The organism is Amycolatopsis sp. NPDC058986, assembly GCF_042741125.1.
GTDB lineage: Bacteria > Actinomycetota > Actinomycetes > Mycobacteriales > Pseudonocardiaceae > Amycolatopsis.
The window spans coordinates 1-26965 of sequence record NZ_JBHYJW010000061.1 but is presented as its reverse complement, the minus strand read 5'-3'; the positions used below and the strand labels follow the sequence as shown (position 1 = coordinate 26965).

At 70.5% G+C, this 26965-nt stretch carries 22 protein-coding genes and 1 pseudogene; 11 read left to right on the top strand and 12 right to left on the bottom strand.

The genetic code is table 11. The annotated features are described in order from the left end of the window. Positions 1-71 precede the first annotated feature (71 nt). Positions 72-1034: an S-methyl-5-thioribose-1-phosphate isomerase gene (gene mtnA, locus ACFW0G_RS36965; protein ID WP_378330147.1), complete on the top strand. Its 963-nt coding sequence runs from the start codon at positions 72-74 to the stop codon at positions 1032-1034. A gap of 6 nt (positions 1035-1040) precedes the next feature. On the opposite strand, the gene ACFW0G_RS36960 is transcribed toward mtnA, so the two are convergent. The 3 genes from ACFW0G_RS36960 to ACFW0G_RS36950 form a co-directional block, all read right to left on the bottom strand. After that, positions 1041-1670, bottom strand: coding sequence for a class I SAM-dependent methyltransferase (locus ACFW0G_RS36960; protein ID WP_378330146.1), 630 nt, complete (start codon positions 1668-1670; stop codon positions 1041-1043). 85 nt (positions 1671-1755) lie between these two features. After that, positions 1756-1971 (bottom strand): ferredoxin, encoded by a 216-nt coding sequence (locus ACFW0G_RS36955; RefSeq protein WP_378330145.1) that lies wholly within the window; start codon positions 1969-1971, stop codon positions 1756-1758. Between the two features lie 39 nt (positions 1972-2010). Beyond that, positions 2011-3201, bottom strand: a complete 1191-nt coding sequence (locus ACFW0G_RS36950) for a cytochrome P450 (protein ID WP_378330144.1) — start codon at positions 3199-3201, stop codon at positions 2011-2013. A 173-nt stretch (positions 3202-3374) separates the two neighbouring features. Here ACFW0G_RS36950 and ACFW0G_RS36945 point away from each other — a divergent pair, with 173 nt between their 5' ends. From ACFW0G_RS36945 to ACFW0G_RS36930, 4 genes and pseudogenes are all read left to right on the top strand, one after another. Beyond that, on the top strand, positions 3375-4316 hold the full coding sequence (locus ACFW0G_RS36945) for an ATP-binding cassette domain-containing protein (protein ID WP_378330143.1): 942 nt from the start codon (positions 3375-3377) through the stop codon (positions 4314-4316). Further along, complete coding sequence (locus ACFW0G_RS36940; RefSeq protein ID WP_378330142.1) at positions 4313-5074, top strand: ABC transporter permease; 762 nt, start codon at positions 4313-4315, stop codon at positions 5072-5074. The genes ACFW0G_RS36945 and ACFW0G_RS36940 overlap by 4 nt, the downstream gene beginning before the upstream one ends. Positions 5075-5171: 97 nt before the next feature. Further along, positions 5172-6356 (top strand): annotated as a pseudogene (locus tag ACFW0G_RS36935) (BTAD domain-containing putative transcriptional regulator); the annotation flags it as partial. 1600 nt (positions 6357-7956) lie between these two features. Then, a complete protein-coding gene (locus tag ACFW0G_RS36930; protein ID WP_378330141.1) occupies positions 7957-8904 on the top strand; it encodes an NB-ARC domain-containing protein in 948 nt (315 codons plus the stop codon). A gap of 3 nt (positions 8905-8907) precedes the next feature. Here ACFW0G_RS36930 and ACFW0G_RS36925 read toward each other — a convergent pair whose 3' ends face one another. From ACFW0G_RS36925 to ACFW0G_RS36910, 4 genes are all read right to left on the bottom strand, one after another. After that, positions 8908-9651 carry a thioesterase II family protein gene (locus tag ACFW0G_RS36925; RefSeq protein WP_378330140.1) on the bottom strand — a complete coding sequence of 248 codons (744 nt, stop codon included), beginning with the start codon at positions 9649-9651 and terminating at the stop codon, positions 8908-8910. Continuing rightward, the gene (locus ACFW0G_RS36920; RefSeq protein WP_378330139.1) at positions 9648-10895 is read right to left on the bottom strand and encodes a cytochrome P450; all 1248 of its coding nucleotides are present in this window, start codon (positions 10893-10895) and stop codon (positions 9648-9650) included. Before ACFW0G_RS36920 ends, ACFW0G_RS36925 begins: the two co-directional genes overlap by 4 nt. Beyond that, positions 10892-11896 (bottom strand): alpha/beta fold hydrolase, encoded by a 1005-nt coding sequence (locus tag ACFW0G_RS36915; RefSeq protein WP_378330138.1) that lies wholly within the window; start codon positions 11894-11896, stop codon positions 10892-10894. Before ACFW0G_RS36915 ends, ACFW0G_RS36920 begins: the two co-directional genes overlap by 4 nt. Positions 11897-11999: 103 nt before the next feature. Further along, a complete protein-coding gene (locus tag ACFW0G_RS36910; RefSeq protein WP_378330137.1) occupies positions 12000-15140 on the bottom strand; it encodes a BTAD domain-containing putative transcriptional regulator in 3141 nt (1046 codons plus the stop codon). Between the two features lie 149 nt (positions 15141-15289). Here ACFW0G_RS36910 and ACFW0G_RS36905 point away from each other — a divergent pair, with 149 nt between their 5' ends. From ACFW0G_RS36905 to ACFW0G_RS36895, 3 genes are all read left to right on the top strand, one after another. Next, entirely contained in the window at positions 15290-15856 is a 567-nt protein-coding gene (locus ACFW0G_RS36905) for a TetR family transcriptional regulator (protein ID WP_378330136.1), read from the top strand. 40 nt (positions 15857-15896) lie between these two features. Beyond that, entirely contained in the window at positions 15897-16835 is a 939-nt protein-coding gene (locus ACFW0G_RS36900; protein WP_378330135.1) for a phosphotransferase family protein, read from the top strand. A 124-nt stretch (positions 16836-16959) separates the two neighbouring features. Continuing rightward, positions 16960-17379, top strand: coding sequence for a DUF3761 domain-containing protein (locus ACFW0G_RS36895; RefSeq protein ID WP_378330134.1), 420 nt, complete (start codon positions 16960-16962; stop codon positions 17377-17379). On the opposite strand, the gene ACFW0G_RS36890 is transcribed toward ACFW0G_RS36895, so the two are convergent. Further along, positions 17376-18539 (bottom strand): serine hydrolase domain-containing protein, encoded by a 1164-nt coding sequence (locus tag ACFW0G_RS36890; RefSeq protein WP_378330133.1) that lies wholly within the window; start codon positions 18537-18539, stop codon positions 17376-17378. The two genes, ACFW0G_RS36895 and ACFW0G_RS36890, sit on opposite strands and share 4 nt — an antisense overlap. Positions 18540-18626: 87 nt before the next feature. Here ACFW0G_RS36890 and ACFW0G_RS36885 point away from each other — a divergent pair, with 87 nt between their 5' ends. Beyond that, positions 18627-19208 (top strand): TetR/AcrR family transcriptional regulator, encoded by a 582-nt coding sequence (locus ACFW0G_RS36885; RefSeq protein ID WP_378330132.1) that lies wholly within the window; start codon positions 18627-18629, stop codon positions 19206-19208. A 4-nt stretch (positions 19209-19212) separates the two neighbouring features. Here ACFW0G_RS36885 and ACFW0G_RS36880 read toward each other — a convergent pair whose 3' ends face one another. From ACFW0G_RS36880 to ACFW0G_RS36870, 3 genes are all read right to left on the bottom strand, one after another. After that, positions 19213-20211: a DUF3800 domain-containing protein gene (locus ACFW0G_RS36880; RefSeq protein ID WP_378330131.1), complete on the bottom strand. Its 999-nt coding sequence runs from the start codon at positions 20209-20211 to the stop codon at positions 19213-19215. 158 nt (positions 20212-20369) lie between these two features. Further along, positions 20370-23162: an FAD-binding and (Fe-S)-binding domain-containing protein gene (locus tag ACFW0G_RS36875; protein ID WP_378330179.1), complete on the bottom strand. Its 2793-nt coding sequence runs from the start codon at positions 23160-23162 to the stop codon at positions 20370-20372. A gap of 37 nt (positions 23163-23199) precedes the next feature. Next, positions 23200-24225: a Glu/Leu/Phe/Val dehydrogenase dimerization domain-containing protein gene (locus ACFW0G_RS36870; RefSeq protein ID WP_378330130.1), complete on the bottom strand. Its 1026-nt coding sequence runs from the start codon at positions 24223-24225 to the stop codon at positions 23200-23202. A gap of 111 nt (positions 24226-24336) precedes the next feature. Between ACFW0G_RS36870 and ACFW0G_RS36865 the strand changes: the two genes are divergently transcribed. Together ACFW0G_RS36865 and ACFW0G_RS36860 are read left to right on the top strand one after the other, a co-directional pair. Continuing rightward, entirely contained in the window at positions 24337-24804 is a 468-nt protein-coding gene (locus ACFW0G_RS36865; protein WP_378330178.1) for an Lrp/AsnC family transcriptional regulator, read from the top strand. A gap of 96 nt (positions 24805-24900) precedes the next feature. Further along, complete coding sequence (locus tag ACFW0G_RS36860) at positions 24901-26034, top strand: FAD-dependent oxidoreductase (RefSeq protein ID WP_378330129.1); 1134 nt, start codon at positions 24901-24903, stop codon at positions 26032-26034. A gap of 9 nt (positions 26035-26043) precedes the next feature. On the opposite strand, the gene map is transcribed toward ACFW0G_RS36860, so the two are convergent. Next, positions 26044-26847, bottom strand: a complete 804-nt coding sequence (gene map, locus ACFW0G_RS36855) for a type I methionyl aminopeptidase (RefSeq protein ID WP_378330128.1) — start codon at positions 26845-26847, stop codon at positions 26044-26046. Between the last annotated feature and the right edge of the window lie 118 nt (positions 26848-26965).

Genomic DNA, 26965 nt, shown 5'->3' with positions numbered 1-26965 from the left:
GGGCGCGGAACCACGACAAGATGGGCATGACGGCGGGGTCGTGATCGACCACTGGACATGCGGGGGTGCTCGTGCGCAGGACCATCGACTGGGCCGAAGACGCGATCGTGATCATCGACCAGTGCGCGCTGCCGGGTGAGTTCCGCACGCTCACCCTGCGCACCGCGGACGAGCTGATCGACGCCATCCGGCGGCTCGCGGTCCGGGGCGCTCCGGCGCTGGGCGCGGCGGGCGCGCTCGGGGTGGCGCTGGTGGCCCGGTCGGGCGAGGACGTGCGGGCCGAGGCCGAGCGCATCGCCGGCGCCCGGCCGACGGCGGTCAACCTGAGCTGGGGTGTCGAGCGGGCGCTGGCGAAGCTGCCGGAGGGCGCCGACGCGGTGCTGCTGGAGGCGCTCGCGATCCTCGACGAGGACGAGGAACTCAACCGCACGGCCTCCGCGCACGCCGCCGAGATCGTGCTGGCCGCCTGCCCGCGCCGTCCGCTGCGGCTGCTGAGCCATTGCAACGCGGGCAGCCTCGCCACGGTCGCCTGGGGCAGCGCGCTCGGCGTGGTCTGGCATCTGCAGGACCGCGGCCTGGTCGAATCCGTGCTCGTCGACGAGACCCGGCCGCTGTTGCAGGGTGCGCGGCTGACCGCGTGGGAGCTCGAACGGGCGGGGGTGCCCTACCGCGTGCAGCCGGACGGCGCGGCCGCCGCGGCGATGGCACGCGGGATGGTCGACTGCGTGCTCGTCGGCGCCGACCGGATCGCGGCCAACGGCGACGTCGCGAACAAGATCGGCACCTACGGGCTGGCGATCGCCGCGCGGCACCACGGCGTCCCGTTCGTCGTGGTCGCTCCGTCGTCCACTGTGGACACTTCGCTGGGCAGTGGCGAGGAGATCGTCATCGAGGAACGCGACGCCGCCGAGCTGACGGAGTTCGGCGGCACGGTGGTGGCCCCGGCCGGCGCGCCGGTGTTCAACCCGGCCTTCGACGTCACCCCGGCTTCGCTGATCACGGCCGTGGTCACCGAACACGGCCGCTTCGGCTGAGCCTTCTCAGGAGGGCTTGCGGGCGATCAGGAACACCTGGTCCTCGGGCTCGGCGCCCGGCAGATCCGGCGTGTACCGCGCGCGGTGCTCGTAGACCAGGTCCAGCCCGGCCTCGGCCAGGCGCGCCGCGAACACCTCGGCCGGATAGGTGCTCGACCGGAAGGTGTGCCCCATGAACCCGCCCACGATGTCGTCCGCGTCGCCGGGGACGGTGCCGAAGGTGAGGTGGCCGCCCGGCGCCAGCCACTCGGCGAACCGGGCCAGCTGGGTGTCCTGTTCGGACCGGGTCAGCTGCAGCATGGAGAAGAACGCCACGATGGCGTCCCAGGTCCCTGCCGGATACGTCAGCGAACGCATGTCGGCCAGTTCGAACCGCGCGGCGGGCACCCGGCTCCGCGCGATCTCGATCATCTTCGGTGACACGTCGCAGCCCGTGACGTCGTGGCCCGCCGCGGCGAGCAGCTCGGCCGTCGGCCGCCCCGTCCCCGATCCGACGTCCAGCACCTTCGCCCCGCTCGGCAGGTTCCCGAGCAGCCATTCGACGGTCTTCAGCCGCTCCGGCCAGTCGCGGAAGGCGTGTTCGTACTTCGTGCCGAGCGCGTCGTACACCTCGGCGGCGGATTCGAGATGGGCCACGGCTGCTCCGTTCCGGTCGTGGCGTACCCGAAGGTCACCATGAGGACGTTCTCACTCCCCATGGTGACCTTCCGGGGTGCACCGCCTACGGCCGGGGGCCCACCACCTCGCCGCCGGCGGTGACCGTGATGGCCATCGCCGGACAGGAATCGGCGGCGTCCAGCACGGTTTCGCCGGGATCGACCCGCTCGGCCAGCGGGTGGGCCACGGCGCCGTCCAGTTCGAACAGTTCGGGCATCAGCGCGGCACACATCCCCGAGCCGATGCACGTGTTCCCGTCGACCTCGACGTTCCAGCTCATGCGATGTCCTCGATTCGCTCGCGAGCGTCACTCATGCGTTCACCAGCCGATCGGCATCGACCGCGGGCCCCGCACCAGCATCTGCGTCTTCCACACGATATCGCCGGTGAGGTGCAGCCCTGGCATTTCGCGCACCAGCGCGGCCAGCGCCTCCTGCAGTTCCAGCCGCGCGAGCGGCGCGCCGAGGCAGTGGTGGACGCCGTGGCCGAACCCGAGGTGGTGGTTGTCGGGCCGGTCGAAGACGAGCTTGTCCGCGTCGTCGAACATCAGCGCGTCCCGGTTCGCCGCACCACCCGCGACGAGCACCGGCTCCCCCTCCCGCACCAGCACACCGCCCACCTCGACGTCCTCGGTGGCGTACCGCGGGAACGACGCCCCCGCGCCCAACGGGACGAAGCGCATCAGCTCCTCGACCGCGGTCGGGATCAGCTCCGGCTCGGCGACCAGCTTCTCCCAGCGGGCGGGCACTTCCTTCAGCGCGTAGACGAAGTTCGGGATCTGCGTCGCGGTGGTCTCGTGCCCGGCCACCAGGATGCCGACGCACAGGTCGATCAGCTCCAGCTCGGTCAGCCGGTCCTTGACGTCGCGGGCCTCGATCAGCGCGGTCATCAGGTCGTCGGCGGGCTCGGCACGGTGCTGGGCGATCAGGCCCGCCATGTACTCGCGCAGTTCCTCGCGGTTGGCGTCGAACTCCTCGGCGGTCAGCCCGCTGCTCGACAGCGCCGCGTCGCTCCAGGCCCGGAACTTCGGCCGGTCCGCGGTCGGCACGCCGAGCAGCTCGCAGATGACCGCGACCGGGATCGGCAGCGCGTAGTCCTCGACCAGGTCGGCCGGTGCCCCGGCATCCTTCATTCCGGCGATCAGCTCGGCCGCGAGTTCCCGCACCCGGGGCCGCAGCGTCTCGACCCGGCGCATCGTGAACGCCTTGGCCACCAGCGTGCGCAGCCGCGTGTGGTCCGGCGGATCCATCGACAGGATGCCACTGTCCCGGGTGCCCGCCGACGTCCGCGGGTAGTCCTTCCCGACCGCCATCGCGCGGGAGAACCGCCGATCCCCCAGCACGAACCGCGCGTCGGCGTACCGGGTCGCGAGCCAGGCCGGTTCGCCGTAGGGCAGCCGGACCCGGATCATCCCCTCGGCCTCGCGCGCCGCCGCGTAGGCCTCGTTCAGTGCCAGCCCCTCCTCCTCGTTGAACGGGTAAGCCAGCGGTTCGCTCTGCGTGGTGGTCATCGCGAAAACTCCCGGAATGTCGAAAGGTCCTGTTTGTAAGCACCTGCTTACATACTACAACGCGGGACCTGCCTCCGGTCAACCGCGAAGACGCGGCAGGACCGGGCCCGTATCAGGGGCCGTATCAGTGCGGTAACTGCTCCGTATCAGGCCGGTCCGCGATCGTGGTCGCCATGAACAGTTCAGCGATCTCGGCCTCGGGGCTGCGAAAGGCCTACCAAGACAAGACCGTGCTCGACGGTATCGATCTGGACGTTCGGGCCGGCACGATCTTCTCCCTGCTCGGCCCCAACGGCGCCGGGAAGACCACGACGGTGAACGTGCTGACCACGTTGCTGACGGCCGACGCGGGGAAGGTGACGGTCGCCGGGTACGACGTCGCCACGGAAACCAAGGCGGTGCGCGCGGCGATCGGCGTCACCGGGCAGTTCGCCTCGGTGGACGACCTCCTCACCGGTACGGAGAACCTGCTGATGATGGCGGCGCTGCATCACCTGCCCAAGACGGAGGGCAAGCGCGTCGCCGACCGCTGGCTCGAACGGTTCGACCTGGTCGAAGCGGCGGACAAGCCGGTGGCGTCCTACTCCGGCGGCATGCGCCGTCAGCTCGACCTGGCCATGACGCTGGTCGGCAGGCCGCGGATCATCTTCCTCGACGAGCCCACGACGGGACTCGATCCGCGCAGCCGCCGCACCATGTGGGAGATCATCCGGGAACTGGTCGCCGACGGCCTGACCATCTTCCTCACTACCCAGTATCTCGACGAGGCCGACGAGCTCGCCGACCGCATCGCCGTACTCGACAAGGGCCGCCTGGTCGCCGAAGGCACCGCCGATCAGCTCAAGCGCCAGGTGCCCGGCAGCCATGTCGAACTGCGGTTCCTCGACCTGTACGAACTCGACGTCGCGACACGGGCCCTGCCCGAGTCCACAAGGGACGATGACGCACTGACGCTGCGCGTACCCGGCGACGGCGACGTGAAATCGTTGCGGGCACTGCTCGACCGGCTCGATCGGCACTCGGTCGAGGTCGAGGGATTGTCCGTGCACACGCCGGATCTCGACGACGTCTTCCTCGCACTGACCGGCCGCGCGAGCAAAGAGGTAGCGAAATGAACGCCATCACCGCTTCCCTGACCGACTCCGCGACCATGTTCCAGCGCAATTTCCGGCACACCGTGCGGAATCCCATGACACTGTTCAGTGCCATCCTTTTCCCGATCATCATGATGTTCCTGTTCGTCTACGTATTCGGCGGCGCGTTCAGCGTCGGCGTCAACTACGTCGATTACGCGACACCAGGACTGATCATGATGACCATCGGCTACGGGGTCGGCCCGACGGCCGTTTCCGTGCACGCGGACATGGCGACCGGGATCATCAACCGGCTCCGGATCATGGACGTGTCCAGGACCGCGGTACTCGTCGCGCACGTGATCGCGAGCATGTTGCGGAGTCTGGCGGCGATCGTGTTCATCATCGCGTTCGCGCTGGTGATGGGATTCCGGCCGGCCGCGAGTTTCCCCGAGTGGCTCGGCGTAATCGGTATCATCGTGCTGACCCTGCTCGCGATCGGCTGGCTGACCGTCGCGCTCGGTCTCGCCGCGAAGACACCGGAAACCGCGAACTTCGGTATTATCCCGCTCGTCCTCCTTCCCTTCTTGAGCAGCGCTTTCGTACCGGCCGACAAAATGGGTGCCGGCGTGCGGCAGTTCGCGGAGTACCAGCCGTTCACCCCGATCATCGAAACCCTGCGCGGGCTCCTCGCCGGCACCCCGTCGGCGGGCCCGGCGATCGCGGCGATCGCCTGGTGCGTCGGGCTGATGCTGATCGGTTACCTGTGGGCGCGGCGGAAGTTCACCAAGCGAGGGTGACCTCGACCGGCTTGTGCCAGGCCGCCGGCCGTCGTGCGGTCGCCTCGGCGAAGCGTTTTCGCCGAGGCGGCTACGCGGTGTGCGAACCTTTTCGAGCATGAAACGGTTCGCTAACCCGGACCGACCTGACTATTCTGACGCGGTGCCCACCGAGTTGACCATCCTCACCCGGGTGGCTTACCTCGGCCGCGAGCTCAACGGAGCCCGGCTACGCGGCCTGCTCGCGCTTCTTGCCAGAGAACTGCACGCCGGGGTCGGCGCCGACCAGCTGGTCACCGGGCTCTGGTGGGACAAACGGCCGGTGAATCCGGCCAAGGCCCTGCAGATCCTGGTCTCCCGGCTTCGGGCACAGGTCGGCCCGGACGTCATCGTCCGGACGTCGACCGGCTACCGGCTCGCGTTACGAGAGGACCAGGTCGACGTCTCCGCGGTGCTCATCGAAGCCGCGGCGTCGACGCGATGTGCACGCGAAGGCGACCATGCCGGGGCGCTGCGGCACGCCGAGACGGGGCTCGCGTACTGGGACGGCGCCGCTGTCGACGAGATGACGGGCACGGATCCGGTCGCCCAGCTGCGGGCCGAGCGGGCCTCGACCTTCCACGCGCTTCGCCGATCTCGCGCGCTGGCGCTGGGCCGTCTCGGCCGGCACGCCGAAGCGTTCGACGTGCTCGCGGAGCTGACGGCCGATCAGCCGCGGGACGAGGAACTACTCCTCGAACTGCTGCGCGCCGAAGCCGCGACCGCGGGTCCGGTGGCCGCACTGACGAGATACACCACCTACCGGCGCGAGCTGCGCGCCGCGCTCGGCACGGATCCGGGTGCCGCACTGCGAGCCGAGCATCAGCGGCTGTTGTGGGCGACCGAACCAGCGGTACGCCGGGGGCTGCCCCACGAGCCGAATCCCTTGCTAGGGCGCGAAACCGACCTCGCGGCCGTCAAGAAGCTGCTCCGGACCTCCCGGGTCGTGACCATCGTCGGCACCGGCGGGCTCGGCAAGACCCGGCTCGCCCACGCGGTCGGCCACGACGCGGACCAGCGGATCGCGCACGTGGTCTCGCTCGCGGGGGTGACCGAGCCGGGCGGCGGCGTGGCCGAGGTCGCCGCGACCCTGGGTGTGGGCCTGCCCCGGCGCGGTCCCGGTCCGCGCGGGCTCGCCCCGGACGAGGTGGCAGGCATCGTCCGCGCCCTCGGCTCGACGCCGGTGCTGCTGGTACTGGACAACTGCGAACACCTCAGTGACGAGGTCGCGCAGCTGGTCGCCACCTTGCTGTCGGCGACCACGCAGCTGCGGGTGCTGGCGACCAGCCGCGCACCGCTCGGCCTTTACTCGGAGTCGGTGTACCCGCTGCCCGAACTGGCGTTGCGCACCAGCGTGGAGTTGTTCGAGCAGCGCGCGCGGGCCGTGCGCCCGGACTGTGACCTGCCCGCGGAGCAGGTCGCCGAGCTCTGCCGGCGCCTGGACGGGTTGCCACTGGCCATCGAGCTCGCCGCGGCGCGCGTGCGGATCATGTCCGTCGACGAGATCACCCGCCGGCTGGACGACCGGTTCGCCTTGCTGCGCGACGGACCGTATGACGCGCCACATCGCCACCGCACCCTGCACGCCGTGTTCGAGTGGAGCTGGAACCTGCTCACCCCGGCGGCGCAGGCGGCGTTCAGCGCGGTTTCGGTGTTCCCCACCGGATTCACCGTCGCCTCGGCGAGGTATCTGATCGGCGAGGACGCGCTCGACCTCCTGACGCAGCTGGCCGATCACTCGCTGGTGAAGGTGCTCGACACCGACGCAGGTGTGCGGTATCGCATGTTGGAGACGCTGCGCGAGTTCGGTGCGATGCAGCGGGCCGCGGCCGGTGACGACGACCGCGTACTGGACGCCTTTCTGTGCTGGGCGAGGAATTTCGGCCGATCGCAGCATGATTCGCTGTATACAGCCGATTTCGGTTCCGCGATCCGGCGCATCGACATCGAGCGGGACAACCTGCGCCAGGCGCTGCAACACGGGCTCGATCTGTCGGACGGGGCGACCGTCGCCGCGACCGCCGCGGTGCTGCTGGGCCTGTGGACCGCCGAGTCCGACTACGCGAAGCTGCGGGCGCTGATCGAGGACGCCGAATGGATTCTGTCGCACTACCGGCCGAGTGCCGGCTACGTCGATGTCGCCCGCACCGCGACGACGTTGTGCGCGGTGCACGCGGCGTTCCTGCGGCACGCGAGCACCGGCCGGTACCTGGTGACCTTGCGCCGCCTGCGGCCGGACTCGCCCAACAAGCTGATCCGGGCCGTCGGGACCGTGCTGTGCTCGCTGCCGGAAGTGCTGGATCCGAACAGCTCCGTGTTACCGCGGCTCTGTGCCAGTGACGAGCCTTGGCTGGCCGGCACAGCCCATTACGTCGCGAGCTATCTCCGGGCGAACGACGGAGATCTGCACGGCGCGCTCGCGTTCGCCGAGCGGATGCCGCACGCGTTCGCCGACGGCGAGCTGTCCTGGATGTTGATGGTCGCGCACACCAGGATCGGCGAACTGTGCCTCCAGGTCGAGCAGCCCGGCAAGACGATCGCGCACCAGAAAGCCGTGCTCGCGCTGGTCGCGGAACTCGGCCCGTGGATGGACACGCTGGAGAGCAAACTGGCGATCACCCAGGCGTATCTGCAACTCGGCGCGTCCTCAGCGAGGAGTTCCACACCGAACCGGGTTCCGGCTACGCGGGCTGTGCGCGCGGATCAGGGTGAACGAGCTGGCGCCGAGACCGGAAGGCCTGCCGCACGGGCCGTCCACCCTGCCGCCCGATGTTCCCGATCTCATCGGCAGGGCCGAGGAGCTCGGCGCGATCGTCGCGACGGCACGCGCCGCCACGGCCGGGCGGCCCGCGCACGGTGGCACCGTGGTGATCGACGGCATGCCCGGTGTCGGCAAGACCGCGCTCACGATCCGGGCCGCGCGGGAGCTGGCCGGGGACTACCGGGACGCCCAGCTCTTCCTCGACATGGGCAGCCACGCCGACCACGGCGCGGTGATGAGCCCTGCCGCCGCGCTCGGGCACCTGCTGACCGTGCTCGGCGTTCCCGCTGACGACATCCCGGCCGGTCTCGGCGAACGCGCCGCGTTCTGGCGAGCCCGCCTGCGCACCCGCCGCGCGGTGATCGTCCTCGACGACGTGCTGAGCAGCGCACAGATTCGGCCGCTGCTGCCGGACACCACGAACTGCCTGGTACTGATCAACAGCAGGCACCGGCTCGCCGGCCTCGACGAGGTCCGGACCGTGTCGCTCGACGTGTTGACCGCCGAACAAGGACGGTCGCTGTTCGCACGGGCACTCGGCGACGAGCGCGCCGCCGACGAGCCACTCGCCGTGAGCACGGTCGTCCGGCTCTGTGGCGGGTTGCCACTCGCGATCTTGATCGCCGCCGCGCGGCTTCGTCATCGCCCGGGCTGGCGGGTGACGGACCTGGCCGACCGGCTGGCCGACGGCGACCGCTTGCTGGATCTGCTCCGCGCCGAGGACCGCAGCGTCTCGTCCGCGCTGCTGTCCTCGTACGCGCGGCTGACAACGGAACTTCGGCGTTTCTTCCGGTCACTCGGCGAGATGGCGGGCGACCGGATCGACCTCGCGGCGGCCGCCGCGCTGACCGGCGTCCCGGAGAACCGTGCCGAACAGGCACTCGACGCGCTTGCCGACCGGCATTTCGTCGAGCCTGCCGAGCCGGGCAGCTACCGCGTGCACGGGCTGGTGCGGGCGTACGCTCGGGCCCTGGCCCACGGCGCCCTCACCCGGATGTGGCCCGTCGAGCCGTTCGAGCAGTACGCCAGGGAACGCGGCGGCGCGGCGTAGCCGCTAGCGCCAGCGCGTCACCAGCCGCATCAGCTCGTCCGGTGCCCCGAGGAAGTCGTAGTGCCCGCCGGCGACGACCCGGACGTCGACCGAATCGGCGTACCGGGACCACCCGCCGAGCTGTTCGAGGCTCACCTCGGGGTCGTCCCGCCAGTGCAGGACGACGATCGGGCAGGACAGCGCGATCGGCTCCGGCCTGCGGTAGCCGCGATGGGCTTCGATGTCCCGGCGCAGCACGGCCATGCCCATGTCGAGCATGTCCGGCCTCGGTTCGATGCCGCGGCCGCGGGCGACCGATTCCAGCCCGGCACGCAGGTCGGGTTCCGCCATGGTGAGCAGCCGGTCGTGCCCGGCGTCGTCCGGTGCCCGCTGACCGGACACGAAGAGGCAGGCTGGGCCCGGCAGACCGAGCTGGGCGAGCACCAGCGCGGTTTCGAACGCGGCGAGCGCCCCGGAGCAGTGCCCGAAGAACGCGAACGGCCGGTCGAGCTGGGGCACCAGCGGTTCGACCAGGGCGGCGGCGAGGTTCTGGTAGGTACCGTAATGGGGTTCGGCCATCCGGTTCTCCCGGCCGGGGAACTGAAGCGGGCAGACCTCGACGTCGCCGATCGTGGTCGGCCACCCCTGGAAGGACGAGGCTCCCACGCCGGAGTAGGGGAAGCAGAAGAGCCGGGCCAGGTGCCGAGGTGACGGCTGGCGGAGAAACCACGGTGACCGGTTTCCCGCGGAGGTGGAAGCAGGAATCACGACGTCGCTCGCTTCCTGGTGACGAGGGGCAGATGGGTCATGCCCGCGATGAAGATCGACCTCAGGTGCTGTGGTTCGCCGGCGAGTTCGACCGAGTCGAACAGCCGGAACAGTTCCTCGAAGAAGACGCGGGCGGTCAGCCGGGCCAGTGGGGCGCCGATGCAGTAGTGCGGCCCGAAACCGAACGCGACATGGCGGTTTTCGCTTCGTGTCACGTCGAACGTGTGCGGATCGGGGAACTGGGACTCGTCACGGTTCGCGGACCCGATCCACGCGACGACCGCGTCCCCCGCGGCGACCGTGCCGCCGCCGACCCGGGTGTCGGCCGTCGCGTACCGCATGAAGTTGCACGCCGCCGAGGTCCACCGCAGCCCCTCCTCGACCAGTGCCGGAATCAGCGACGGGTCGGCTCGCACCTTGTCGAACTGCTGCGGCCGTTCGGCGAGCGCGAGCACCGTGCCGGAGACGGTGTGCGGCGTCGTCGCGTTGGCGCCGAGCAGCAGGCTGTAGCTGTTGTAGGCGATTTCCTCGTCGGTCAGGTGTGCTTTCCCCGCACCGACCGTGATCAGGTGTTCGAGCAGGCTGTCGGCGTCGCCGTCGGCCGAACGCTGCCGCCGGACGCGCTCGGCGAAGTACTCGAAGATCTCGTGATGCGCGATCGTCAGCGTCATCGTCTGGCTGCCGACCCGGAACTCCGGGTCGTCGGGGGCGGTCACCATGCCGGTCAGCCGGACGAGATCGTCCCAGTCCCCTTCCGGCATCCCCAGCAACGAGCCCGCGACGACCATCGGAAGGTGGTACGCCCGCTCGGCCAGGTCCCAGGCGCCACCGTCGAGTGCCGGTTCGAGAAAGCGCACGATGGCCTGGCGGATCCGCTCCCGCCACGACGCCAGTGCCCGCGCGGTGAGCCTGCCGCTGATCGCCCGGCGAACCTGCGTGTGGCGCGGCGGGTCGGTGGAGGTCATCAGCTTGCCCGAGGCGATGTCGTCCTGCCCGAGCTGGGTGACGACGGTACCGCGTTCCGAGGTGAACACCCGGTGGTCGCCCAGCACCCGGCAGACGTCCTCGTACCGGGTCACCGACCAGAACGCCCTGCCGTCCGGCAGGACCTGGTGGCGCAACGGCGCCTCGGCTCGCATGACGTCCCACACCGCGTGGGGATCGCCCGAGGCGTAGAGCGCCGGGTCGAACAGGTCGACGCGGTCGAGATCGACGGTGTGTCCGGCACCGGGAGTCAGCCTCACGACGACACCTTCTCCTTCTCGATCAGCTCGGCGACTCCGGCAGGCGTCCGCGCCAGGTAGAACGCGCGCACGGACAGCTCGACGCCGTAGCTCTCCCTTACCTGATCGATGATCCGCATCCCGATCAGCGAATTGCCGCCGAGCTCGAAGAAGTCGTCGTCCGCCCCGACCTCGCGCACGTCGAGGCTTTTCCGCCACAGCACGGTGATTTCCTGTTCGAGCGCCGTCGGCGGACGTGCGGGCACCGCCGGACCTCGCGGTGGCCCGGCCGCCCCGGGACGGAGCCGCCGCACGATCGCCGAGACCACCGGCGTCGCGTCCTCGGTCAGGTAATGGTGCCCGCCACGGAACACCTCGACGTCGAACCCGGCAGCCGTCGCGTCGCGCCAGGTCTCCAGATCCGGCGGCGCGCAGACGTGGTCCCGTTCGCCGCCGAACGCGGTGATCGGCGTGCGAAGCGCCGTCACCCGCGTGGGCCGGTACCTGTCGGCCATCCGCAGATCGGCTCGCAGGGGCGGCAGGATGACCGGCCACAAGCTGGGAACGTCGAGCGTCTCGACGTCGCCGCCGAACCGCCGGACCACGGCGACCAGGTCCGCGTCAGCGAGGCGGTGGTCCGGCTCGCCGTGGTGACGATGCGGGGCTTTCCGCCCCGACACGAAGAGGTGTGTGACCGTGAGATCGGTGTCCCGCTCCAGGCGGGCGGCGATCTCATAGGCGATGGCCGAGCCGACACTGTGCCCGAAGAGCGCGACCGACCGGTCGCCCAGCTCGCCGAGCTCGGCGGCCACCCGGTCCGCGACGTCGGGGAGGTTTTCGGCACAGGGCTCCGCCATCCGGTCCTGGCGACCGGGGTACTGCACGCCCACCAGTTCGACGTCCGCGGGCAGCAGCGCATGCCACGGGGAGAACATCGCGGCCGTGCCCCCGGCGTGGGGCAGGCAGACAAGTGCCGTCGCCCGCTGACCATCATGCTGATATCGCCGCAGCCACGATCCCATTTCCAGCCCCGTCCTTCCGCCGCCGACCGGCAGTGGCGGCCGTGGCCGAAGGTACGTCGGCGCGTCCTCGGATCGTCACCTCGTCGTCATCGACGACCCGGCTCTAGCAAGCGAGGGTGATCTCCACCAGCTCTCGCCAGCTCGCCTGCGCACCCTCCCGGGTCGCTTCGGCGAACCCCGCCTCGCCGAGACGACGGCGTACGGCCTCCTCGATCCGAGCCACGTCGGGCTGGGAACGATCCAGCAGCCCGCGTACGCCGGCGCTGGCCGCGAGCAGCTGCGCGGCCTGTTCGTACTGCTCGCGGCGCAGGGCGACCTCCGCGACGCCGACGAGGACCTGCGCGATCAGCGGCACGTGCCCCGCCTCGGAAGCCGCCTGGAACGCCTCGACACGGTGCTCGCGGGCCTCGTCAAGATCGTCGGTGAGGTAGCCGAGCAGGTCGTGCCGCACCGCGCGAACGTGGGAAATCTCCGAACCGTTGCCCAGCAACGTCTTCGCCAGTGCGACCTGCCGGTGTGCCTCCTCGGCGTCGCCGCTCCAGCGCGCGAGTTCCGCCTTCGACATGGCCAGTTCGGCCAGCGCCTCCGGCCAGGCGATCCGGTCCGCGTGCCGCTGCGCCTCGCTCATGGCCGCCGCGCTCGCCTGCTCGTCACCCTGCAGCCAGTACAACTGGGCCTGCCGGGTCCGCATCCGGACGACGTCTTCGGTGGCACCGACCTCGGTGACGACCGCGATCGCCTGCTCGTAGTGCCGGCACGCACGGGCGAACTCGCCGCGCATGGCGAGCCGGTCCGCCAGCGAGGTCAGCGCGAAGGAGGTCCCCCACCGTTCGCCGAGCGCACGGAACTCGCTGAGCGCCGCCTCGATGTCCGCGTCCGCGTCGGGTTCGTCGCGGCCGAGCATGATCCGCATGTTGCCCCGGTTCAACCGGGCCAGTGCGCGTACCCACGGGTCGTCGTCGGTGAGCAGCGGGTCGAACGCGGGCAGGAACTCGTTCGGCGCCTGCAGCATGCGTTCCAGCGGGGCGGAGAACCCGAGCAGCGGGTGACGCCGGCGGCTGCGCCTGCTGAACCGGTAGGCGTCGTGGATCCATTCCTGTGCCTGGTACTGGTCACCTTGCCCGGACGTCACGAACAGCACCACCAGCGAGTACACCGTGGCCCGGATCTCGTCGGTCACCTCGCCGGGGGTGGTGGCCGCCGCGATGACCAGCTCGGTGCCCTCGGCCTTGTGCCCGCCGAGCCACCAGTACCAGCCGGCGGCCGCCGCGAGCCGCATCGCCCCTTGCGCGTCACCGGCCGCGATCGCGTCGAGCACCGCGCCACCGATGTTGTCGTGCTCGACCTCGAGCGCGGCAAGCCATTCGAGCTGCTCGGCGCGGCGAAGATGAGGTTCCGCCGTCTCGGTGAGCTCGGTGAAGTACGCGAGATGCGCGTGCCGCGCCAGATCCGATTCCCTCGCCTCGGCAAGCCGGTGCCCGGCGTACTCCTTGATCGTGTCGATCATCCGATAGCGTGGCGCGCTGTCACCCTCCGTGCGCAGCAGCGATTTTTCGGTCAGCGCGGTGAGCAACTCGAGTACCTGGTCCTGCTCGACCTCATCGCTGACACAGACCTGTTCGGCTGCTTCGAGGCTCGCCCCGCCGGAGAACACCGACAGCCTGCGGAGCACCATCCGTTCGGCGTCGGTGAGCAGCTCCCAGCTCCAGTCGACCACGGCGCGCAACGTCTTGTGCCGCGGCAGCGCCGTCCGGCTGCCGCTGGTCAGCAGGCGGAACCGGTCGTCGAGCCTGGTGGCGAGCTGGTCGAGGGACATGGTGCGCAGCCTGGCCGCGGCGAGTTCGATCGCCAGCGGCATCCCGTCCAGCGCGCGGCAGACGCGCACCATGTTCGCCAGCGTGCGCGCGTCGCGCGCGAGGTCCTTGCGCACCGCGCAGGCCCGGTCCCACAGCAGCTGAACGGCGGGCGAGGACTCGATCTCGACGAGGCCGGCGTCCCCCGCGGGCAGGGCCAGCGGCTCGACCAGCCACAGCGCCTCACCGATGATGCCGAGCGGTTCCCTGCTCGTCACGAGGATCCGCAGCCGGCGGCATTCGCCGAGCACCCGGTGCGCGAACGCCGCCGCCGACTCGATCATGTGCTCGCAGTTGTCCAGGATCAGCAGCGCCTCGCGCTCGCGGATCGCGGCGATGAGCCGGTCCGCGGGCTCCCCGCTCGTCACCCCACCGAGCAGGGCCTGGTCCCGGAGGCCGAGCGCGGCGAGCGCCGCCTGCGCCACGTCCCCGCTCGCGCTGACGGAGGCGAGCTCCACCAGCCAGGCCCCGTCCGGCAGATCCCCGAGGAGAGTGCGCGCGGTTTCCGTGGCCAGCCTGGTCTTCCCCGAGCCACCGGGCCCGGTCAGGGTGGTGAGCCGGTGTTCCCCGATGAGCTTGCCGACCGCGGTCACGTCGGCGTCCTTGCCGACGAAACTGGTCAGCTCGGCACGCAGGTTCGTCTTCCGGCTCTCCTCCCGCGGTGCCAGCTCGTCTCGCAGCAGCGCGACGTGCAGCGCGGACAACTCCGGCGAAGGCTCGGCGCCCAGCGCGTCGGCGAGGGCCTCCCTCGTACGCTGGTACACGGTCAGCGCCTCGGTGCTCCGGCCGGCCGCGCCGAAGGCACGCATCAGCGCGCCGGCGAACCGTTCCCGCGTCGGGTACGCCGCCACCAGCTCGGTCAGCTCGGCGAGCAGTTCCGGGCCGCGGCCGAGGCGCGTTTCCACCTCGAACCGGTCCTCCAAGGCCGCGAGGCGCAACTCTTCGAACCGGGAGACCGCCGCATCGAACGCCTCGCTGTCCTGCAGCCCGATGTCCTCCATGGCCGCGCCGCGCCACAGTTCGAGAGCCGCGCGCAGCAGCCGGGCCCGCTGCGCGTCCTCGCCCCGCCGGGCCTGGCCGACGAGACTCTCGAACCGCAGGGCGTCGACGGCGTCGGGCTCCACGCTCAGCCGGTACCCACCGGACTGCGCCTCGACCAGCCCGCCGGGCGCTATCCTCCGCAACCGGTAAATCAACGCCTGCAAGGCGTTCGCCACGTCGGAGGGAGGCTGCTCACCCCAAATCCAGTCGACCAGCTTCGCCTTGGAAACCACGTGACCGGGTTCGAGCGCGAGGGCGACCAGCAGCGCGCGCAACCGGGCGCCCGGCACGGCCACCGGAACGCCGTCGTCCGTGCGGACCTCGAGTGGCCCCAGCATCCCGATCCTCACCTCTGTGATTTTGCCGTGCACGGTTGACGGACCGCCAACCGAGTCCTGGTTTCGAATCGGCAGCTCGCCGCTTGTGCGGGCGTCGTCGTCCGGACGGGTGGCGGTCAGGAACGCGACGCCGGGTTAGCCTCTTCGCGAACGGAGGCGCGATGACACGAGAGACCCGCAAGCGGGACGCGGCGGCGACCAAGGCCGCCCTGCTGGACGCGGCGAGCGAACTCTTCGCCGAACGCGGCTTCGACCGGACGACCGTGCGGGACATCGCCGAGCGGGCCGGTGCCAACCAGGCGCTGCTGTTCCGCTACTTCGGCACGAAGGAGCAGCTGTTCGAGGCGGTGGTGGCCCGCAACGGCCAGCAGCAGCTCGCGGAGACCTCTCCGGAGAAACTGCTGGGTGCCGCGCTGCGGAGCATCCTCGACCCGAGCGGCACCGGCCAGGCGCACCGGGCGATGGCGACCTACCTGCGTTCTGCGGCCTCCGACAGCGCGAGCACCGCGATCCGGCGTCAGATCAGCGACGAGTACGCCAAAACGCTCGCGACGCTCACCGACGCCCCGGACGCCGAACTGCGCGCCGACCTCGTCATGGCCTGGGTGCTGGGCATCGGGCTCGTCCGCGGGATCGCCACCAGGGAACCGCTCGCCAGCGCCGACCCCGACCACATCTGCCGCCTGGTCGTCGACGCCACGAAGACCCTGCTCGAACGCACCGAATAATCTTTCGCGCCGCTCACGGCGGTGTCCTACTGTCGCGCTCATGACGCCGTTCCCGCCCGCCTCGACCGAGGCCGAGTTCGACGCGCTCACCCGCGAAGCCCTGCTCCCCGCCGTCACGACGCTGACGAAGTCGATCGGGCTCGACGGCACACCGGTGGTCCCGTTCACCGAGGGCTCGCTGCCGGTGTACGCGGCCGGCGAGAAGCTCGTGCTCAAGCTCTACCCGCCGGTCTACGCCGACGAGCTCGGCACCGAGCTGGCCATGCTCGAAACGCTGCACGGCAGGCTGCCGATTCCCACTCCCGGCGTCGAAGCCTCGGGGGAGCACGAAGGCTGGGGATACGTGCTGATGGAACGTCTTCCCGGGCGCACGCTCGCGGAGGCCTGGCCCGAACTGTCCACAGAGGACAAACGGCGGCTGGCACCCGGACTGGGCGAAACGCTCGCGGCGCTGCACGCGGTCGACGACCCGGCACTCGCGATCCTCGAACCGAAGGACTGGACGGAGTTCATCGCCGGACGCCGCGCTGCCGCCGTCGAGCATCATCGCGCCACCGGACTCCACGAGGACTGGGTGGCCCAGATCCCCGGTTTTCTCGCCGCGGTCGACCTCGGCACACCGAAACCCGTTCCGCTGCACACCGAGTTCATGCGGGATCACCTGATGGTCGTACCGGGCGACGACGGCTGGCGGCTCACCGGCCTCTTCGACTTCGAACCCGCGATGCGGGGCGCGGCCGAGTACGACTTCGTGGCCACCGGCCTGTTCGTCTCCAGCGGCGACGCGGACTTCCTGCGCCGCCTTCTGCTCGCCTACGGCTATGGTCCGGACCAGCTCGGTGACGACTTCGCCCGCCGCTGTCTCGCGTACACCTTGCTGCACGTGTACAGCAATCTGCCGTGGTATCTCCGCGTTATGCCCGCGCCACCGGAACCCACCCTCGACGCGCTCGCCCGCACCTGGTGGGCGACCGCCTAGCCCGGCGGAAAACTCGTCATTCACCCACCATACTTCCGGTATTTTCGGGAATTGTCCCGAGTAACGGCGAGCGCGTTTTCCCCGACAACTCGACATCGGGTCTCGAGAAGGCTGGGGAGGAACCGTGAAGAAGTTCGCCGTCATAGTGGCCGCCTGCCTGTTCATCGCGGGATGCGGCGTGGGCACCGTACCCGCCACCAATCCCGGAAGTCCGGCCGCGTTCACCCCGAGCACTTCGCCCACCTATACGCCGCCGACGTATTCCCCGCCCACCACCAGCGCAACGCCGACCACGACGTATTCCGCCCCGCCCGAAACCACCTATTCCCCGCCGCCGGTGGAAACCACTCCGGCGGCACCGAAAACGACCGCGCCCGCGGAATGCGACGCCGACCACTACCGCAATTCCAGCGGTGTGTGCGTGCAGCGGCCCGGTTCGAATCCGGCCGGGGCGACCGCGCTCTGCAAGGACGGCTCCTACAGCTACAGCCAGCACCGCTCGGGCACCTGCTCCGGCCACGGCGGCGTACGCACCTGGCTCTAGAACGCGGCGTACAACGCGCGGATCAGGCGGTCGTTTTCCGGGGCGGCAGCGGCAGGGAACGGGAACCGACGGCGGGTGTAGCCGTACGCCACGCCGTTGCGCGGATCGGCGAACGCCTGCTGGCCACCCGCTCCGCTGTGCCCGAAGGTGCCCTGCCCCAGCACGGGGTAGTACTCGGACGTGACGTGGAAGCCGACCCCGAACGCCTTGTGCTCGCGGGTCACCAGGTCGTAGCCGATGGACTGGACCTGCGCGAACGCGGCGGCCGTGGCCGGCTTCAGCAGCGGCGCCCTGCCGTCGAGCGAGCTGATCGCCGCCGCGTACATCCTGGCCATGCCGCGTGCCGAGGCCACACCACCCCACGAGGTCGTCCCGAGCGCCCGGACCGTCCGGTGGTTCGGCAGGGTCCACAGTTCCGGGTTCCGCGGATGGTTCCGGTTGAACGCGATACCCGACAGGCTGTGCGCGCCGGTCGCCCGTGCCGCCAGCGCGGCCGTCCGCTCCGGGGTCGTCAGCATCGGCTGCGCGCTCAGGAAACGGGATTCCTGATCCTCGGGCAACCCGAGGTGGAAGTCCACCGTGTACGGATCGCGGATCCGTTCGGCGAAATGCTCCTGGATGGTCCGCCCGGTGGCGCGGCGGACGACCTCGCCGCTCAGCGCCGCGATGACCAGCGCGTGGTAGCCGAAAGCGCTTCCCGGTCGCCAGTACGGACGCTGCGCACCGAGGCGCTCGGCGACAACCCGGTCGTCGGCGAGTTCCTCGAGCGTGAATCCCGTGTCGGCGCCGACCAGGCCCGCCCGGTGCGCCAGCAGCTCGCGCAGGGTGATGTCCCGCTTGCCCTCCACGCCGAATTCCGGCCAGTAGTGGCTGACCCGCTCGTCGAGGTCCAGCACGCCGTCCTGCACGAGCAGGGCGACGACCAGGTGCGCGGCACCCTTGCTGGCGGAGAACGTGCCGAGCAGTGAATCGCCGTCCAGCTCCGGGCCGGTCCACAGGTCCACGACCCGCTCGCCGTGCCGATACGCGACCAGCTGCGCGGCGAGGTCGCCGCCTTCGGCCGCCACGACCGCGGCGAACTCGTCCCGCACCGGCTCGAAGCCGTCGGCAACGGTTCCGTTGATCGCGCTGTCTTCCTTCAATGCTGTCGTGATGTCCATGCGGCAAGGCTAACAGGATTTGTGACCAATGGTTATAAACCATGGTGTGGTCGTCCTCACCCAGGCCGGTCTCGTAAAGTCCTCGTCATGGCCGACGCCGCGACAACCCGACAGCGCCCGGGGCGCCCCGCGCAGATCAGCCGCGAGCGGATCGTCGACGCCGCCATCGCGGCGGGGAACCTCGACACGCTGACCATGCGGGATCTCGCCGCCCGGCTGGGGGTCACCCACGGCGCGCTCTACCGCTGGGTCAAGAACCGCGACCAGCTGTTCGATCTGATCAGCGAGGTCGTGATCGAGCGCGTCCTCCCGCCCGAAGGCCCGCAGGGCCGGTCGTGGCGGCCGTGGCTCACCCGCGTCGCGTGGGCCATGCACGACCAGTTCCTCGCCGTACCCGGCTACGCCACCCGCCTGTCACGGCCACACCGCCACAACGCCCGCTCCTTCGGCCAAGTCCGAGAGGAGGTCATCACCGCGTTCACGAACGCGGGCGCCGAGCCCGGCCTGGCCGAACAGAGCTGGTACATCTTCATCACGTCCGTCGTCGGCTGGCTCGCCGCGCAGGAGAATCCACTCGACCTCGGCCACAGCGCGCCGCGCTTCGACCTGTTCCTCGACGTCCTGCTCCGCGGCCTGCCCGCGCGGGAGCCGGGCGCCGAACGCCACTGACCGCTCAGCTTCGTTCGTCGTCCCAGAGCGAAAACGGGTCCGTGTAAGGGCGCAGCAACGCGGTGAGTTCGGCGTCGCCCCGTCCGGCGAGTTCGTCCGACGCGATCTTCCTCGCCACCCCGGCGAGGAAGTCGGCGATCTGGACGCGCGGATCGGACCGCGAGTCGACGAAGCGCAGTGCGGCCAACCGGGCCCCGGAGGTGAACCGGGCCAACGCGGGATCGTCGAGAATCTCCTCGATCCGGGCGACGCGCTCCGGGGTCAGCACGAGTTGTTCGTCGTGGACGACGGAAACGGGTCCGCCGCCCGCGCCCCAGTGGGTCACGGCCCGGACGACGGCCGGGATCAGCGGATTGAGCGCCGAGAACGTCTTCGGATCATCGAGCACCCGCACCCGCGAGGCCTCCACCCGGGGCCGGGCTTTCGCCAGCAGGCCCAGGATCTCGTGCACCGGGCCGGTCGCGTCGAGACGCAGCACGTCGACCAGCGCGAAGAACGCGTCGACGGATGTCTCGCCCTGCCTGTTCTTGGCCCGCATGAGCGTGTTGAACTCCTCCAGAAAGGCCTGCCACCGCTCGTACCCGAACGCGCGCAGCCCGTCCCGATGCAGCGTGAGCGCCAGACCACGCGCTTCCTCACCGCGGTACAGACCAGCGCTCGCCGCGGAGAGTTCGTCCTCCACGAGCAGGTCGACGATCCTGCCGACGACGAAGAACGCCTTGTCGGCCAGATACAACGACGCGTGCCCGTACAGCGGGCTCGACGCGCCGAGCAACCACACGAGCACCGGCCGGTGTTTCTCGCGGAGCAGGTGGTTGGCCTTGTACTCCAGCGCCGGGGACCGGATCCGGCGCCGGATCTCCCGGATGCAGTCCGCCGCGGTCTCGACGTCCAGCCGGACCCCGGCGTGGGCGAAGACGTCGGTCTCCCCGCCGATGAGCTTCTCACCCTCGGACCCCGACTCGTCGCAGGCGATCTCGACGAGGTGACCACTGTCCCGCATCTTCCCGATCCTGCCCGATCACCGTGGGCCGAAGGGGACTTTCGTCTCATCACATGCGAGGAAAGTCCCCTTCAGCTCGTCTTCGGGATCAAGACCGGGCGCGAAGCGTCTCCGTTGAGGGTGGTGGCGGGGGCATGGGTGGAGAAAGTCCCCTTCGGCTAGCGACGCAGGGCCCGGCGCAGGAGCTCGGCCAGGTGCAGTGCCTCCCGGCCCGACTCCTGCGCGATCTGCGTCCGGCAGCTGAACCCGTCCGAGAGCACCACCGTCTCCGCCGGCGCCGCGCGCACGGCGGGCAGCAGCCGGTCCTCGGCACACGCGACCGAGACGTCGTAGTGGCCGCGTTCGAAGCCGAAGTTGCCCGCCAGCCCGCAACATCCGGAGTCCAGCGTGGTGTTGCGCACCCCGGCGGCGGCGAGCGCGGCCTCGTCCGCCGCGAACCCGAGCACCGCGTGCTGGTGACAGTGGACCTGCGTGATCGCCTCGACGTCCAGCGCGGGGAACTCCACCGGGGAGTCCGCCAGCAACTCGGCCAGTGTCCTCGTGCGCGAGGCGAGCAACTGCGCGTACGGGTCGCCGGGCAGCAACGCCGCCAGGTCGCCGCGGAAGAGCGCGGTGCAGCTCGGTTCCAGCCCGGCCACCTCGTACCCGGCGTCGAGATACGGCGCCAGCACGGAAAGCGTCCGGCGCAGCACCTTCCGCGCGACGCCGAGCTGTCCGGTGGACACCCAGGTCAGTCCACAACAGACACCCCGGTCCGGCAGCACGACGTCGTAACCCGCCACGGTGAGGACCTCGGTGGCCGCGTCGAGCACGCCGGGTGTCAGGTAGTTGTTGAACGAATCCGGCCACAGCACAAGGGGTTTCGGGCCGGTGGCCCGACGGCGCAGATCACGGCGGGCCTGAGTGAACGGCGTCGGCGCGAACTCCGGCAGGTCCCGTTCGGGGGCGATTCCGCCTGCCCGCTTGAGCAACGCCGCGAGCCGGGGACGTCCGGCGACCGCGTTCGCCAGCCGCGGCGCAAGCGCGGCCGCACGCAGCCACACCGGCAGCCAGCCCATCGAATAGTGCGACGCCGGGCGCACGCGCCGCCGGTAGTGCTGGTGCAGGAACTCGGCCTTGTAGGTCGCCATGTCCACGTCCACCGGGCAGTCGGACAGACATCCCTTGCAGGACAAGCACAAGTCGAGTGCGTCACGGACCTCTTCGGACCGCCAGCCGTCGGTGACGAGCTCGCCGTTGATCATCTCGGCGAGCAGGTGCGCGCGGCCCCGCGTCGAGTGCTTTTCCTCGCGAGTGACGCGATAGCTCGGGCACATCACGCCGGGACCGCTGGTGTTGCGGCATTTCCCGACGCCGACGCAGCGCCGCATCGCCTGCCCGAAACTGCCGCGGTCCTCGGGATAGCCGAGCACGGTGACGTCCTCGATCGCCAGCGGGGCGTGGCGGACCCGGAGATCGGCGTCGATGGGCCGCGGGTCGACGAGAATCCCCGGGTTCATCCGGCCGTCCGGATCGAAGATCGCCTTGAACCGCGCGAAAAGCGCGAGCATTTCCCGGCTGTACATCCGCGACAGCAGTTCCGAACGCGCTTGCCCGTCGCCGTGTTCGCCGGACAGCGATCCGCCGTGCGCGGCGACGAGGTCGGCGGCCTCTTCGAGGAACTTCCGGAACCCCGCGACGCCGGGCTTCGACAGCAGGTCGAAGTCGAGCCGCAGGTGCAGGCAGCCCTCGCCGTAGTGGCCGTAGACGACGCTCTGCCTGCCGTGCGCGCGCATGAGTTCCTTGAACCCGCGCAGGTACGAGCCGAGGCGGTCCGGCGGCACCGCCGCGTCCTCCCAGCCCGGCCACGCCTCCGCACCGTCGGCGAGCCGCGTCGCGAGGCCCGCGCCCTCCTCGCGGATCCGCCACAGCCGCCGCTGCGCCGCCGGGTCGGTGAGCACGGTGGATCCGGTCAGCACCCCACCGAGTTCGTTCGCGAGCGACCGCGCGCGCTCACTCGCGAGACCCGGCTCGTCCCCGGCCATTTCGACGAACAGCCAGGCCTCCCCCGGTGGCAGGCCGCCGGCCCGCCCCGGCTCCAGCAGCGCGACGAGCTGGGCGTCCACGCCTTCGACGGTCAGCGGGGACCACGGCAGGATCGACGGGACCGCGTCCGCCGCGGCGATGTCGGACGGGAAGCCGAGCACCGCCAGGACGCGATGTTTCGGCAGTTCCGCGAGCGCGACCGTGGCGCCGAGGACGGTGACGCACGTGCCTTCGCTGCCGACGAGCGCCTTCGCGAGGTCGAAACCGTTCTCCGGCAAGAGATGTTCGAGCCCGTAGCCGGACACCCGGCGCGGCCACGTCGACAGTTCCGTGCGCAGCAGCCCCAGGTTCTCCGCCACCAGCGTCCGTAGTTCCCGATAGACCCGTCCCTCGGTGCCGGGCCGCGCCGCTCGTTCGTCCACTTCGGACGGTGCGGTCGGGCCGACCGTGAGCCGGGTTCCGTCGTAGAGCAGGACGTCCAGCTCGCGCACGACGTCGGCGGTGCGGCCCCAGGCGACCGAATGCGAACCACAGGCGTTGTTGCCGATCATGCCGCCGAGCGTGCACCGGCTGTGCGTGGACGGATCGGGGCCGAACCGCAGGCCGTGCTGTGCCGCGAGGGCCTGCAGGTCGTCGAGCACGGTCCCCGGTGCGACCCGCGCCAGCCGGGCGGCGGGGTCCAGCTCCGTCACGCCCCGCACGTAGCGCGAGGTGTCGATCACGACGCCGGGGCCGCACGAGTTGCCTGCGACGCTGGTGCCGCCGCCCCGCGCGATCACCGGCAGCCCGCGCTCGCGGCAGGCCGCGACGGCGGCGACGACCTCGTCCACCGACCTCGGCAGCACCACACCGAGCGGGACGTGGCGGTAGTTGGACGCGTCCGTCGTGTACAGCGCGAGAGTGGCGGCGTCGGTGAGGATCTCCACCATGCCATTCAAGACAACGCGCCGCGCTCCCGCACGCTCACCCGCGTTGTGCGGCCAGTGCGTGGGCTTCGGCCAGCGGGGTCGTGCCGTTGACGCGCGCGGCGGCGAGCAAACCCGCTACGGTGTCCCCGATCGCCTCGACCCGCCCCAGCGCCGCGTCGTGGCCGAGCCCTTCGGCCTCCCGCGAGAGGGTGTAGACGACCCCGCCCGCGCTCGCGACGAAGTCCGGCACCCACAGCACGCCCCGCGCGGCGAGCACGTCGGCGACAGTGTCGTCGGTGAGCTGGTTGTTCGCGGGGCCGACGACGAGCGGGGCGTCGATCCGCGCCGCGGTGCCGGGGTCCAGCACCCCGCCGACGGCGGCCGGGACGACGACATCGGCGCTCAGTGTGAGCGCTTTGTCCGGATCCGCCCACCGCAGCCCACTCCGCTCGGCCTCGGCGCGTTTCGCCTCGTCGACGTCGGACACCGTGACGTCGGCTCCGGCCTCGACGAGCCCTCGCGCGATCAGCGCACCCACCGAGCCGTAGCCACTCACCATCACGCGCCGTCCCGCCATCGCGGACATCCCGAACACCGCCGCCGCTCCCGCCCGCAGCGCCGCGAGTACGCCGTTCGCGGTCGGACCGCTGGAGGATCCGGTGCCGCCGTGGGTTTCGGGCACACAGAACGCGTACGGCGTGATTTCGCGCAGCACCAGCATGTCTTCCGGTCCGGTGCCGACATCCGGACCCGCGCGGTAGCCGCCGTCGAAAGAGGCGATGAGTTCGGCGTGGTCGAGCAGGACGTCACGGCGCTGGGCCGGGGTCAGGGTCGCGCCCTCGTCCAGTGCGATGACGCTCTTCGCACCGCCGAAAGGCAGTCCGGCCACGGCGCATTTCACGGTCATCGCCCTGGACAGCCGCAGCACGTCGGCGACGGCGTCATCGAGCGAGGCGTAGGCCTTGAGGCGGCACCCGCCCACGGCCGGGCAGCGTGCGCTGGAGTGCACCGCGACCATCGTGGTCACCCCCGAGCGGCGGCCCCGCCGGGTGATCAGCTGCTCCCAGTCCGATACGGCCATCGCGGTTCTCCTCTGCATGATGAACGATGTCTGGCCGTGAAGTTAGAGTGATCGTCGAACTCGGAGCGTTCTCGCCGAACGATATTCGGCAGCGGAGGGAGACCGGCCATGCTGGACGAACTTGATTCGGCGATCGTGCGCCTGCTGCAGGAGGACGCGCGGCAGTCCAATCGTGACATCGCCCGCAAGATCGGCATCGCGCCGTCGACCTGTCTGGAGCGGACCCGGCTGCTGCGCGAGCGCGGCGTCATCCGCGGCTACCACGCCGACATCGACCTGCCGAGCCTGAACCGCGGCGTGCAGGCGATGGTGGCGGCGCAGGTGCGGCCGCTCAGCCGGGCCGTCATCGACGCCTTCCAGCGCTCGATCGCCGAACTGCCCGAGGTGATGTCGATGTTCGTGCTCGCGGGCAGCGACGACTTCCTCATCCAGGTCGCCGCGCAGGACATCGACCAGCTGCACGCCTTCCTCGTCGACCGGCTGGCGATCCGCAAGGAGATCGTCGGCTTCCGGACGTCCATCATCTTCCGGCACATCCGCAAGACGACCTTGGAAGCACTGCCGGATCGGCTCGGCTAGGAGCCGCGACAGGCTGAGAAGGACTGTGCGACGGTCGTCAGATCCGTGCCAGCCGGGCGTGCGCGCCGTGCCAGCGGCCGGCGTCAGGCTGCGGTCATGTCCATTCCCGTCACGATCATCGGCGCCGGCCTCGCCGGCCTGACCCTCGCCCGTGTGCTGCACGTCCACGGCATCCCCGCGACCGTCTACGAGGCCGACCCCTCCCCGGCGGCCCGAGCCCAGGGCGGCATGCTCGACATCCACGACTACAACGGCCAGATCGCCGTCGAGGCGGCCGGCCTCATGGCCGAGTTCCACGGCCTGGCTCTGGAAGGCCGCCAGGCGACGCGGATTCTCGACAAGACCGGCAACGTTCTCTTCGAGAAGGCGGACGACGGCGGCGGTGGCCGCCCCGAGGTCCAGCGCGGCGAGCTGCGCCAGATGCTGCTCGACTCGCTGCCGCCCGGCACCGTCCGATGGGGCCACAAGGTCAGCGGTATCCGCGGCCTCGGCGAGAGCCGCCACGAGGTGACCTTCGCCGACGGCACCACCCTCGTCACCAGCCTGCTGGTCGGCGCCGACGGCGCTTGGTCCCGCACCCGGCCACTGCTGTCCGGCGCCGTGCCCGAATACACCGGCGAGTCCTTCGTCGAGACCTGGCTCTACGACGCCGACGAGCGCCACCCGGCCGCGGCGGAAGCGGTCGGTGGTGGGTCGCTGATCGCGACCGCGCGGGACAGGTCGATCAATGCCCAACGAGAACGTGACGCAACCCTGCACACGTACGTGATCCTCACCAAGCCACAGGACTGGTTCGCCACCATCGATTTCGAGGATGCCGCCGCGGCCACCGCCCGGATCGCGCGCGAGTTCGACGACTGGGCACCGGAACTCACCGCGCTGATCACCGACAGCGACACCCCGCCCGTCCTGCGCCCGATCTTCGGCCTGCCGATCGGGCACCGCTGGGACCGGCGCCCGGGAGTGACCCTCATCGGCGATGCCGCCCACCTCGCGGCCCCGGATGGCGAAGGCGCCAACAACGCGATGCTCGACGGCGCCGAACTCGGCAACGCCCTCGCCGCGCGTCCCGGCAACACGGAAGCCGCCCTCGCCGAGTTCGAGGAGGCGATGTTCACCCGCAATGCCACGCCTGCCGACGGTGCCGAATTCATCGAGCACCTCTTCGGCGACAACCCGCCCCAGGAGCTGATCGAGCTGTTCCTCGGGGCCGATCCGCGGACACCGTGATCCGGCTCGCTAGGCATCCTTTGTGGACGGACGCGCGGGGATCTCCGATTCACGCCGGGTGAGCACCAAGGGGGCGTCTTCGGTGATGGCGACGGTGTGCTCGGAGTGGGCCGTGCGCGAGCCGTCGGCCGACCGGATGGTCCAGCCGTCGTCGTCGAAGACGATCCGGTCGGTCGTGCGGGCGAGCCAGGGTTCGAGCGCCAGCGTCAGCCCCGGCCGGAGCTTCAGGCCGCGGCCGGCCTTGCCCTTGTTGGGAATGTGGAGGTCCTCGTGCATGGTGCGGCCGATACCGTGGCCGCCGAACTCGGTGTTGACCGGATAGCCGTAGTCGCGGGCCACCGCCCAGATCGCCGCCGAGATGTCGCCGAGGCGGTTGCCGGGACGCGCCACCTCGATCGCCGCCTCCAGCGCCTCCTCGGTGGCCCGGACGATCCGCAGATCCTCCTCGGCGGCGGTGCCTACGACGACCGTACGCGCCGAATCGGCCGACCAGCCGTCGATGCTGACCGCGAGATCCGCGGTGAGCACGTCCCCGTCACGCAGGGTGTAGTCGTGGGGCAGGCCGTGCAGGACGGCGTCGTTGACGGACAGGCAGATGACGTTGCGGAACGGGCCCTTGCCGAACGACGGTTCGTAATCCCAGTAGCACGACTCCGCCCCGCGCCGCTTGATCATGCCGCGCGCGTGGTGCTCCAGGTCCATGAGGTTGACGCCCACGTCCGCGAGCCGTCCGACCTCGGTGAGCACCTCGGCGACGAACCGCCCGGCCACGTGCATGCGTTCGATCTCCGCGGGCGTCTTCAGTTCGATCACGAGTACCTCGCATCAGCTATCGGTATAGTTATACCGGCACGTTAGCACTCACCGGTATAGTAATACCACTCGAGTCCCTGTCGCGAACGCTCCGTTGGGGACGTTGAACGTCCCCAAC